The following is an 11,072-nucleotide window of genomic DNA, read 5'->3' on the forward strand; positions in this document are numbered from 1 at the left end:
GGCGGTCTGGGCCGCCAACGCGTGTCGGAGAGTGCCTACCGTCTGACGACCAGCTTACCCCCGGACAACACCAGACTGCGCGACCGCTGCCGGCAGCCGGGCTGCGGCCCACGCCTCGCCGTGCGCTTGCACACTGTCCCCAGGCTGCGCAGATTCCCAGAGAAGGCCTTCGTCTGATACGGCTCCGGCGATGGCGGCACTCCTGGAAACGATGAAGCTGGCGCCGATCGCGGGCAATCTCTTGCGAACGAGTTCAAGGTCCTCGACCGGTCCACCGACAACCGCCATCGTTCCTGCGCCGATGGTTCCGACCACCACCTTGCCGGCGTGCATGACCAGCGACGATGCTGCGTGCAGTCCCAAGTCGCTGGCAAGCGTGGTGCACAAGCTCGCTGCCTCATGATCGATCTTGCGAGCGACAGATACCGCACTGCCATAGAGCCGATCGTTGCCTCCCCGGAACAGGAGAATCCAGCTGGAAGCGGAGTGCTTGAAGACTTCTGCGCGGGAAATCGCCGCTGCCTCCGCGATGGCCAGGTAGCGGCCCAGCGCGTAGATCGTGTCGTGTGCGGACGCGCTCTGCGCCCCGACGCCAGCGTCTATCCGAACATCCAGCAGCAGCAGAACCGCGTCGAGTTCCGTCGCATCCGACGCTCGCAGGACCACCGGTCGTCCCACCACCGGGCCGCGCAGGATCGGCTCCACCTGCACATCGCCGGTTGGCCGCAACTGGCATGCGAGCCGTACGACTCCTTTTGATGAGGCGAGTCGGCTCAATGCCCGCGCTTCGTCGACTTGCGGTTCCGGACAATGCGATGCCCCTTCAACAACTCGAACCCGGCATGTCGTGCAACGGGCCCGGCCGCCGCACATCGCCTGATGTGGAACGCCAAAGCTGCGGCTCGCTTCGAGCACTGTCCAGCCGCGCGGCACGCTGACGGTCCGCCCCGGATACGAGATCCAGACCACCGACTTGCGCCTGCGCTCGTTCAAGGTTCGCGCCACGCGGCCAAGCACGATCAGGATCAATACGGCCGCATAGGTCAACTGTGCGTCATCCTGCGACCGAGCCAGTTGAGCTTCTTGAGCGGGTTGCCCGACTTGAACCGGGACGAGGCGTTGAGCCTGCTGGGCGGACAGCTCCCTGCCCATGGTGACGAAGCCCACCGCGGCCAAAACCGGGAGCAGTAGCGCGGCTCCAAATATTGCGAGCTTGATGCGCTGCGAGGCGACCCGGTGCCCGAACGCGAATCGCAGCCCAAGGCAGCCGTGAATCCAGCCGGGCGCCAAAAGGCCAAGCGACAGACCAGACGCGCCCTTTTCCCAGATACCGGCCGCAATCCGCGAGTATTCGGCCGGAAGGCCGAACTTCTCGAACGCATAGCGGGTCGCGACAAAGTGCCCGATCAATCCAATGGGCATCGCAAGCCCGAGCGCAATACGCAGCAACTGGACTGGTGGCATGCGCATGGTTCGCCTCTCGTAGACAGCGAAAAGCGCCAGCGATACGTGAACCGCCGCAGCCGAGTAAAGGAGGACTGTGCCGGGCAAGCTGTGCCAGAAGATCACCGTGAATCGCAATGCTTCCTCCGCTGCGCTCAAGGAAACCAATCCCAACGCGTGACAGAACAGATGCAAGGCCACATAGGTGAAAAGCACCAGACCGCTGCACAAGCGCAGGTCGCGACGGCTACGCGGAAAAAAGCTCAGGAATCGCATCGAGAAATCCACCAGATGTCGCCCGCATGGTGTCGAACATGTTGCACCAAATCATCCACCCATGACCGGCATTCGCGCACTATGCGCGCGTCGCTCGATGCAGTCCTGCGACCTTGCGCAAAATGCTCGACCACCTTCGCAGAATTGCAGCCGACTCCATGGCCCTCCTTGACCCCAACGTATCGGGATAGGCATGGGGCGGCTGACCGGCCTTACCAGCGCAAGTATCGAATCGGCTTTCGAGAGCTACCGTGCAAGCGCGCGATCACTTGGAATCGCCCTGTCCCCCTGGACATCAATGCGGCCGCTGATTTTTCGTCGGCGATCGCATTGATCGAGAGGCATCAGGCTGACGGAGTACTTCTCGTCGGACACCAGATCAACCAGAAGCTGCGGGATGCCTGGGTTGCCTTCGAGGCGGCGCATCGGGTGCCTGTGATGGCAGACTATCGCGGCTTTGAATGTCTTGTCATACGGCCCGACCACGCAGCGACGTTCCGTCGCGTTGCAGAGTTCGCGGTGCAGATACTCAATGGCGCAAAGCCCGGCGACCTGCCGTTGGAGCAGCCGACGAAGCTTGAGTTCGTCGTCAACCTGAAGGTTGCCAGGACAATTGGCTTGTCCATCCCGCAGAGCGCGCTCCTTCGGGCTGACGCAGTCATATCCTGAGTCTCTGATCCTTGCGTGAAGTCTGCCGCAAAGACGGAAGGCCGCGCCGGCCGATTGGACGGGCCTACGGGAATGCCGATCGCGGCCATCATGGCCTCGTTCCTCTCGACCCTCGAATCAGAGGACATCCTCAGAACTGGATCGAGGCCCGGCCAATGCCCTCGAATTCGGCTGTCACAAGGTCTCCAGCCGACGCAGTCAGAATTCCGACCCAGGTGCCGGTGGTGACGACGGTACCGGCCTTTACGCTTCGGCCGGCGCGCGTGGCATGGCGCAGCCAGTCCGCCAGTCCATAGGCCGGATCGCCCAACGCATGGGTGCCACGGCGCTCGGTCGATTCCGCGCCAATTTGCACCCGGCAGTGTTGTAGCGTCCAGTCTCGCGCTTCATAGTCACGCCACTCGCCCAGCACGAGCGCTCCGTGGGCCTGGAGGTCGGCCAACTTCAGCAACGCGGGTGCGGCGACGTACTGCTGCCAGCGCGAGTCGACGACCTCGATGGAAACCGCCATCGCGTCGATCAGTGCGGCCGCGCCCGGACGATCGAGGGCGGCCGCCTGCGCCGCGTCCACACTGCGCCCGAGTCGCAGCGCAATCTCGGCCTCGATGCCGCGCCAGGTGAAGGGCCAGTCGCCGGCCTGCGCGGGACTGGCCCACACCCCGGCGGCGGGGAGCTCGGCATGCGTCAGTTGCGCCTCGCGTGAAGGCCCACCGGATTTCCAGTAGCCGATGCCTGTCTCCTTCCAGCCAAGCGAGCGGGCCACGACCGACTGGACTGCGTAGGCCTGGTCCGGATTGTCAAGCGCGGTGGCGAAGCGCTCCGCGTCGGCGCAACGCTGCTCGCGCCGTGCGCAGAGAAGCGCCTGCGCGACCGCATCGATGTTGGTTGAGGTCATGATTCGGGAAATTCCTTGAATGGAGGGTTGAAATCACTCGGCGACCCGCTCCCGGCAAGCACACGCAGCAGGCTGCGGCACGCTGCCGGCACCGGACTGATGACGGGAATGGCAAGCCGCCTGCTCAATGCCTGGGCCGCGTTGCCCAGTGGACCACCACCGATCACCACGGCTTGTGCTCCGTCGGCGTCCACGCAGGCCTGGACCGCATCTGCCAGCATTGTTTCCAGCGCTGCCGGGTCAAGACCAAGCATGCGAGGGTCGCCCCGGGTGAAACGCACACCGCTGAAGCTCGCTTCGAGCCCGTGGCGCCGCACGTTGGCTTCTATCGACGGCGCCAAGAGCGGCGTCGTCGTGGCAATACCGAATCGACGCCCATGCTGTGCCGCTTCTCGCATGGCGGCCTCGCCGATACCCACCACCGGCACGGCCAGCCTGCGCCGGAGCGCGTCCGCGCCGGGATCGCCAAAAGCACCGACGATCACACCGCGAACGTCTGCACCCGCCGGACCGGGGCTGGGCAGATCCATGGCAACGACCGCGTCCCCGGCGGCGCGCAGATCAGCCTCCTCAACGATCATCGGCACACCGCGAGCCATCGTCAGGCCGCGGATCTCCAGGTCGTCGCCAAGGGTGGCACGCGCGATGTCGACCATCATCTGTGTGGTCGATCGCGACGTATTTGGATTGATCAGCAGGATGTGGGGCATCGCGACGCGCCGTTTCACGACACGCTTGCGCCGGCCGAACGACCACCGACCGCGAGATCGGCGTCGTCGTCGGCCGCTGTTTCACCCATGGCGCGGCCAAAGGTTTCCGGCGCAAACTGCACACTCAGTGCGAAAACCGCGTACATCGCTGCCAGCATGGTGAACATGCCGCCGACGCCATAGGTTTCGAACACGCGGCCGCTGATCAGTGGCGTCAGTGCTCCGGCCAGCGTGCCGAGTGCAAGGATCAAAGAAGTACCGAATGCGCGAACGTGGGTGGGATATTGCTCCGGCGCGAAGATCCAGATCGAGGTGTTGAGCAACACGACACAGAACGTGAAGGCCGCTCCGAATAGCAGTACCAAGGCCACGTTGTACGTCAGGAAGCCGAAGCACAGTCCAGCCGTGCATGCCAGCCCGGCGCCCACCGTCAGCACGCGCTTGCGGGGCAAGTGGTAGCCGAAGTACGAAGCCGCGAGCGCTCCGAACAGGCTGCCGCTCTGCATCACCATCGTGAAGAGCAAGCTCTTGGAAATGGTGTAACCCTGTGACATCAGGATCGTCGGCATCAGCGTCAGTACGGAAATCTGCGCCCCATAAGTCATCGAGACCGCGATGCCGAGCGCGATCGTGCGTCGTCCCAGACGGCCTTTGAATACATCGCTCAGCCGCACGTTGGCGTGCGTCGCTGCATCCGGTGTCCATGCCTTGATGTATGGGGTCGGCTCACCTGCCAGCTTGCCCAGGCGGCCGGACGCCAGTACCGACAGCACGCGGTTGGCCTCGTCTACCCGCCCCTTGGACAACAGGTACCGTGGTGTCTCCGGAATGAATCGGCGATAGAACACGACGAAGAACGCGGGGACGACCAGGCAGGCGAACAGCCAACGCCAGCTGTCGGGTCCCGGAAACATGGCGAATACGGCCAGGCCGAAGGCAGGCGCCAGCATGTTGCCAAGGCCGCCGCTGCCCACGCTCACCAAGCCTACCGCCGTGCCGCGGAAGCGGGTCGAGCACAATTCGGCCAGCATCGTCACGGCGATGGAGATCTCCCCGCCCAGGCCGATGCCGACGATGAAGCGGCCCGCGGCCAGCACCGAATAGTTCGGCGCCAGCGCGCAGATGAGGGCACCCAGCGTGAATAGCAGCAGGTTTGCGCTCAGCATGGTGCGCCGGCCGTAACGATCCGCGATATAGCCCGAGCCGATGCGGCCCAGCGCGGCGGCACTGAATGTCAGTGTGTTGAGAAAGCCGATATGCGCGACCGAGATGCCCCATTGCTCCCGCAACATGGGGCCGATCAAGCCGACCGCGTTCTGCTCGAAGACGTCGAACATCACACCCAGCATGATCATGAAGATGATCTTCTTGTGCGAAGCCGTCACCCCGATCGCATCCATTGCCCGGTCGAGCTCGTGCTGCTGTGGGGAACTCGATGATTGCACTACCACTCCTGCGCCCATGTTTGTCTCCTCCTCGTTTGAGGTTTGTTGATGCTTGTCCGCAACTTGCTCGCCAGCCTTGCGGCGGGCGGTCGTCGTGCGGCAATGAAGATCTGCTCCCGGCCTATTCGAGCGCCGGTGCCTCATGCGGTGCCCGGCGCGCTCGCAGGGCCTGCTCGGCCGCATAGGCCAGCCGTATCAGTTCTGGTTCCGAAAAGGGACGGCCAAAGAACTCCAGTCCTACCGGAACGCCCTGTGGCGCATCGCGGTTCGCGGCAGAAAACCCGCCCGGAATCACGATCGCCGGAAATCCTGTGGCAGATGCGAGCACGCCGTTGCGTTCGGCTTGTGGCGCGCCGACCGGCGCCACCAGGCGGCGCTGGTGCGGGAAGGCCAGCGCATCGATCCGCCGCGCATCCATCAGATCCAGCAGCCGCTGGCGCAATGCCTGCTGGCGTTGCAAGCGCTCGCGGTATTCCGCTTCATTGCCTGCCAGCGCCACTGCCGTGGTCAGCGTTCCCGCCACGCTGGCGTGCACATTTCCCGAAGCGACGATGTCTTTCAACGACCGCACCTTCACGTCGCGCGCGCGCCGGACCAGATAGGCATCGAGGTCATGCGCCATCTCGTAGTGATGCACCAGCGTGGTCGCCAGGAGTTCCTCTGGGTCGATGGCGTCATCTACCGCGACCAACTCCGCGCCTTGTGCTTCGATGATGGCGAGCGCCTGCAGCATGACGGTGTTGACGGGCTGATGCTCGGGGCCATTGCCGAAGAAACGGCGCAGTACGCCGATGCGTGCGCCCTTGAGCCCTTCGGGGTCGAGAAAGGCCGTATAGCTCGGGGGGATATGGGGCGAGCCCTGGCTGGTCACCGGATCGGCCGGGTCGTGCCCTGCTATCACGTCGAGCAGTACCGCGGTATCCGCGACGGTTCGCGTGATCGGCCCGATAGTGTCCTGCGTAAGGCCGCAGGGGACGAGACCTGTGCGGCTGACCAGGCCCATCGTGGGACGCAGGCCGACGAGGCTGTTCGCCGAGGCCGGCGAGCGTATCGAGTTGACCCCGTCCGTTCCGATCCCGAGCAAGCCGAAATTGGCAGCTATGCCAGCCCCGGTACCTCCGCTGGAGCCTCCAGGCGTTCGCGTCAGGTCATAGGGATTCAAGGTTTGGCCATGCACCGTGCTGACGGTCTCGCCCCCGGAGGCAAGTTCATGCAGGTTGGTCTTTGCCAGAACGACAGCGCCCGCCCTGCGCAGCCGCTGGACAACGAAGGAATCTTCGACGGCCATATTGCCCAGGAGGCAAGGTGAGCCTGCGGTGGTTTCGATGCCGCCGCATTCGATGTTGTCCTTGATCAGTACCGGAATGCCATGGAGGGGGCCCGGGTCCTGCGACGGCTTCGCTGCGGCTTGGGCGTCCATACGTTCGGCCTCTGCCAGCGCCTCCGGGTTGAGACGGAGGATGCTGTTGATGCGGGGACCGTTTTGATCGTAGGCCCAGATCCGGTCCAGATACCCGCGGACCAGTTGCCGCGCCGTCAGCCGGCCTTCACGCATTGCCGCATGCGCAGTGGCAACGGTGGCCTCCATCAAGTTGAACGGCGCCTGACTGCCGGGTCCGTCCGATTTCGATTCGAATGCACTTTTCATGGGAGTCTTTCAAGGGCCCGCGATGGACGCGCAAGCCGATGGCCTGCGGGGAAGCGGTGCGGTGCTGGCGCACCGTTTCCCATGGTCATCGATTGACCAGCTTGGCAGGGATGGTCCAGATAGCGATCGCCCCGACCGTCAACATGGCGGCAATCATGTAGAAGGCGGCATTGCTGCTCTGGGTCATATCCCGAAGGTAGCCGACCACATAGCCACTGGTGAAGCCAGACAGATTTCCAATCGAATTGCTCATTGCAATCGCCGCGGCCAATCCCACTCCGCTCCACATGGCGGTTGGCAACGACCAGAACAGCGGAGTGCAGGTCAAGATGCCGGAAGCCGCAATGGACAGGAAAACGAGCGACCACGTGGTGCTTTGCGTAACCCAGGGCAGTGCCAGAAATCCGATCGCACCCATCATGCAGGGAACGATCAGGTGCCACCGCCGTTCACGGTATTTGTCCGCGCTGCGAGCGAAAAAGAACATGCTGAAAATGGCGCAGATGTAGGGGATCGCGCTCAACAGTCCGATCTGCAAGGGATCGCTGACCCCCGTCGACTTGATGAAGGTCGGCATCCACAACGTGATGCCGTACTGTCCGGTGACATAGCAGAAACAGATCAGGCTGATGAGCCAGGCGCGCGGATCCGTGAAAATCTTGCCGACCCGGGCATCCGGAATGGTCAATCTGTTTTCTTCTTCCTTGGCCTTGTTCAGGATGCGCTTCTCACTGCTTGTGAGCCACTTGGCCTTGTCGATCGCATCGTCAAGATAGAAGATGCACATGATCCCGAGCACGACCGCCGGAATGGCTTCGAGCATGAACATCCATTGCCAGCCGTTCCAGCCTGACACACCCGCCATGCTGCCCATCAACAAACCTGACAAGGGGTTGCCGACGATGCCGGACAGCGGCGAGCCCATGCAGTAGATCGCCGTGATCTTGGCCCGCCGGTGCGCTGGATACCAGGTCGACAGGTAGTACACGATGCCTGGCGTGAACCCGGCTTCCGCCAAGCCCAGCAAGAACCGCAGCACATAGAACTGGTTGGGGGTTGTGACGAAGGCAAAGCCGGCCGACAGCAGCCCCCAGGTGATCATGATGCGGCCGATCCACATCCTCGCGCCGAAGCGGTGCAGGCACAGATTGCTTGGCACTTCGAACAGAAAGTAGCCGATGAAAAAGAGCCCGGCACCCAAGCCATAGATGGTTTCGCTGAAGCCCAGGTCCTGGGACATCTGCAGCTTCGCGAAGCCGACATTGACACGATCAAGATAGGCAATCAGAAAGCAGATCATCAGAAAAGGAATGATCCGCCAGCTGACCTTGCTATAGACCGCGTCTTCGTAACTCCTGACCGCTCCAGCCTTCTCAGGCTTTTCAGATTCAATGGCAGTTTCCAAGATGTCTCCTTAAATTTCGTGGTGCGACGTGGATGCTGTTGCGCTGTGCAAGGTGTGATGCTCGCAAGCGCGCCCGATGCAGAAGCCCAGCCGTGGCCCAACGATGCTGGACTGCAGATTGGCCTCGGGCGCGCGCTGCGGTGTCAGGCAGCAGCCTTGACTACCAATGGAACGGTATGTGACGCGAGATAGTCCATGGCAGCGGAGACTCCGCTGGCCTTGACGGGAACGCCAGAAAGCTTCAGTCCCATCTCGCAGCCGGCCAGGGTCGCCATCAGCGTCAGGTCGTTGCAGTCGCCCAGATGGCCGATACGGAACATGCGGCCTTTCATCTTGCCAAGCCCTGCGCCGAGCGACATGTCGAAGCGTTCGTAGATTGTCCGCCGCACCGCATCTGCATCGATACCGTCCGGCATCATCACGCCGGTGAGCACGGGACTGTAGACGGCGGGATCGGCACATTGGATTTCCAGGCCCCAGGCGCGCACGGCGCGGCGGCATGCTTCGGCCAACCGTTGATGGCGCGAGAACACATTCTCCAGGCCCTCTTCAAAAATCATGTCGAGCGCCTCCGCGAGGCCGTAAAGCAGATTGGTGCTCGGCGTGTAGGGCCAGTAGCCGGTCTTGTTCATCTCGATGATTTCGGTCCAGTCCCAGAAACTGCGCGGCAGCTTCGCACTCTTGCTGGCGTTAATGGCTTTGGCCGAGATCGCGTTGAAGCTAAGGCCAGGCGGCAGCATCAGCCCTTTCTGGGAACCGGAAACGGTGACGTCGACCCCCCACGCGTCATGCTGATAGTCGGCCGATGCCAGACCCGAAATGGTGTCGACGAGCAGAAGCGCCGGATGCCCGGCCGCATCGATCGCCTTGCGCACGGCGGCGATGTTCGAAGTGACGCCGGTCGAGGTCTCGTTGTGCACGACGCACACAGCCTTGATTAGGTGCTGGGGATCGGCCCGCAGGCGCGCTTCGATCCTGTCAGCCTGGACTCCACGACGCCAGCCTTCAATGCCCGGTTGCCCCAGAAACTCGGGCTTGATGCCAAGGCTTTCGGCCATCTTCTTCCAGAGTGTTGCGAAGTGGCCGGTTTCGAACATCAGCACGTTATCGCCAGGGCTCAGGGTATTCGACAACGCGGCCTCCCAGGCACCCGTCCCTGAGGCCGGATAAATGATGACCGGCTGATCTGTCTTGAAGATTTTCCGGATGCCGGCCAACACCTGGCGGCCCAGCGCACCGAATTCTGGGCCGCGATGATCGATGGTCGGGTAGCTGATGGCGCGAAGAATGCGGTCAGGCACAGGGCTGGGGCCGGGGATCTGCAGGAAGTGGCGACCGGAAGGGTGGAAGTTCAGGTTTGGCATGTCGAGTGGTACTCCTTTGGTTGGTATACAAAATACAATGGACCAAATATTGCCACGCCAACAACTGAGTCACCTAGCGATAAACCCTAGTTTTGCATACATAATACAAATCATGGACGCTGCTCTGAACGACAAAATCGAAGTCGCCCGCGACACGCTGCAACAACGGGTGGCGGTGCGGCTGCGCGAACTACTGATCCAGGGCGTCCTCACGCCAGGTGCCAAGCTCAATGAGCGCGAGTTGTGCGAGCGACTGGGTGTGTCGCGCACGCCGCTGCGCGAGGCGATCCGCCTGCTGGCGGCCGAGGGCCTGATCACGCTGGACCCCGGCCGCGGCGCCTTCGCCCCTGTGTTTTCGATAGCCGATGTGGCCCATACCTTTGACGTGCTGGCCGCGCTGGAAGGCCTGGCCGCCGAGTTGGCCGCCAGCCAGATCACCGATGCCGAGCTGGCGGAACTGCGGGAGCTGCAGCAGGAAATGCAGGCCGCCTTCAAGCGCCACGACCTTCCGCACTATTACCAGGCCAACGCTCGCGTCCACGATGTGCTGAGCACGGCCTCACGCAATCCGGTGCTTCGTGAGACCTGGAAGCAGCTCAACGCCCGCATGCACGCACTGCGCTTTCGCTCCAACCAGGACGAGACCAAGTGGGCCCAGGCGCTGCAGGAACACGCCCGCATGATCGAGGCACTGCAGGCGCGTGACGGTCCGGCCTTGCGCGAATTGCTTGTGCAACACCTGCACCGAAAGCGCGACGCGGTGCTGGAGCAGCTCGCCGGCGCCTCAAGCCAGCCAGCGGCTTGAGGCCATTCGCGCCGCCAAGGCCCCCTGGTTTGCAATAGTCCCGATTCACCGTCCACCACGCGCTACTGCGAAGGACGCGAAGAACTTCATGCCGCGTCCGACCCGGATGTGGGCAGTGCCGTGAGCAAACCGTCAAGCAGGTGCTGGCGGAGATCCTGCACGGCAAGGGCAAGGTGCGCTAGCTGTCGATTCGTATCGGTCTTCCATCACCTATCGCGTGATCCGCGACGCATGAAACCAGGACGAGCAGTCGAAGTCTGTTCGTGGGCACCCGCGGAACCGGCTCTGCCGGCCCGCTGGGTGCGCCCCCTGGAGGCCTTGGAGGGGGAGGCGCCGCAGGCGCTTCGGGGGGGAGTCATCCTGGTCTGCTCGTGGGCACCCGCGGAACCGGCTTTGCCGGGCCGCTGGGTGC

9 protein-coding genes are annotated in these 11,072 nt (G+C 63.1%); 2 read left to right on the top strand and 7 right to left on the bottom strand.

From position 1 onward, the window contains the following. Nucleotides 1-54: 54 nt before the first annotated feature. Nucleotides 55-1,719, bottom strand: coding sequence for a 2Fe-2S iron-sulfur cluster-binding protein (locus WKW80_RS25435; protein WP_340366359.1), 1,665 nt, complete (start codon nucleotides 1,717-1,719; stop codon nucleotides 55-57). Between the two features lie 330 nt (nucleotides 1,720-2,049). On the opposite strand from WKW80_RS25435, the gene WKW80_RS25440 reads away from it, so the two are divergent. Continuing rightward, nucleotides 2,050-2,388, top strand: coding sequence for an ABC transporter substrate binding protein (locus WKW80_RS25440; protein WP_340366360.1), 339 nt, complete (start codon nucleotides 2,050-2,052; stop codon nucleotides 2,386-2,388). Nucleotides 2,389-2,518: 130 nt separating this feature from the next. On the opposite strand, the gene WKW80_RS25445 is transcribed toward WKW80_RS25440, so the two are convergent. The 6 genes from WKW80_RS25445 to WKW80_RS25470 form a co-directional block, all read right to left on the bottom strand. Continuing rightward, nucleotides 2,519-3,283: a fumarylacetoacetate hydrolase family protein gene (locus tag WKW80_RS25445; protein ID WP_340366361.1), complete on the bottom strand. Its 765-nt coding sequence runs from the start codon at nucleotides 3,281-3,283 to the stop codon at nucleotides 2,519-2,521. Further along, nucleotides 3,280-3,993: an aspartate/glutamate racemase family protein gene (locus WKW80_RS25450; RefSeq protein WP_340366362.1), complete on the bottom strand. Its 714-nt coding sequence runs from the start codon at nucleotides 3,991-3,993 to the stop codon at nucleotides 3,280-3,282. Before WKW80_RS25450 ends, WKW80_RS25445 begins: the two co-directional genes overlap by 4 nt. 14 nt (nucleotides 3,994-4,007) lie before the next feature. After that, entirely contained in the window at nucleotides 4,008-5,456 is a 1,449-nt protein-coding gene (locus tag WKW80_RS25455) for an MFS transporter (RefSeq protein WP_340366425.1), read from the bottom strand. 103 nt (nucleotides 5,457-5,559) lie between these two features. After that, nucleotides 5,560-7,086, bottom strand: a complete 1,527-nt coding sequence (locus tag WKW80_RS25460; RefSeq protein ID WP_340366363.1) for an amidase family protein — start codon at nucleotides 7,084-7,086, stop codon at nucleotides 5,560-5,562. 85 nt (nucleotides 7,087-7,171) lie between these two features. Then, complete coding sequence (locus tag WKW80_RS25465; RefSeq protein ID WP_340366426.1) at nucleotides 7,172-8,479, bottom strand: MFS transporter; 1,308 nt, start codon at nucleotides 8,477-8,479, stop codon at nucleotides 7,172-7,174. Between the two features lie 155 nt (nucleotides 8,480-8,634). Continuing rightward, the gene (locus WKW80_RS25470; protein WP_340366364.1) at nucleotides 8,635-9,855 is read right to left on the bottom strand and encodes a pyridoxal-phosphate-dependent aminotransferase family protein; all 1,221 of its coding nucleotides are present in this window, start codon (nucleotides 9,853-9,855) and stop codon (nucleotides 8,635-8,637) included. Nucleotides 9,856-9,967: 112 nt separating this feature from the next. Between WKW80_RS25470 and WKW80_RS25475 the strand changes: the two genes are divergently transcribed. After that, nucleotides 9,968-10,660: a GntR family transcriptional regulator gene (locus tag WKW80_RS25475; RefSeq protein WP_340366366.1), complete on the top strand. Its 693-nt coding sequence runs from the start codon at nucleotides 9,968-9,970 to the stop codon at nucleotides 10,658-10,660. Nucleotides 10,661-11,072 lie beyond the last annotated feature (412 nt).

The organism is Variovorax humicola (assembly GCF_037889915.1).
Classification (GTDB): Bacteria; Pseudomonadota; Gammaproteobacteria; order Burkholderiales; family Burkholderiaceae_C; genus Variovorax; species Variovorax humicola.

Coding starts and splice junctions, on each gene's coding strand:
- WKW80_RS25435 (WP_340366359.1), bottom strand. CDS start 1,719: ATGCGATTCCTGAGCTTTTTTCCGCGTAGCCGTCGCGACCTGCGCTTG.
- WKW80_RS25445 (WP_340366361.1), bottom strand. CDS start 3,283: ATGACCTCAACCAACATCGATGCGGTCGCGCAGGCGCTTCTCTGCGCA.
- WKW80_RS25450 (WP_340366362.1), bottom strand. CDS start 3,993: ATGCCCCACATCCTGCTGATCAATCCAAATACGTCGCGATCGACCACA.
- WKW80_RS25455 (WP_340366425.1), bottom strand. CDS start 5,456: ATGGGCGCAGGAGTGGTAGTGCAATCATCGAGTTCCCCACAGCAGCAC.
- WKW80_RS25460 (WP_340366363.1), bottom strand. CDS start 7,086: ATGAAAAGTGCATTCGAATCGAAATCGGACGGACCCGGCAGTCAGGCG.
- WKW80_RS25470 (WP_340366364.1), bottom strand. CDS start 9,855: ATGCCAAACCTGAACTTCCACCCTTCCGGTCGCCACTTCCTGCAGATC.
- WKW80_RS25475 (WP_340366366.1), top strand. CDS start 9,968: ATGGACGCTGCTCTGAACGACAAAATCGAAGTCGCCCGCGACACGCTG.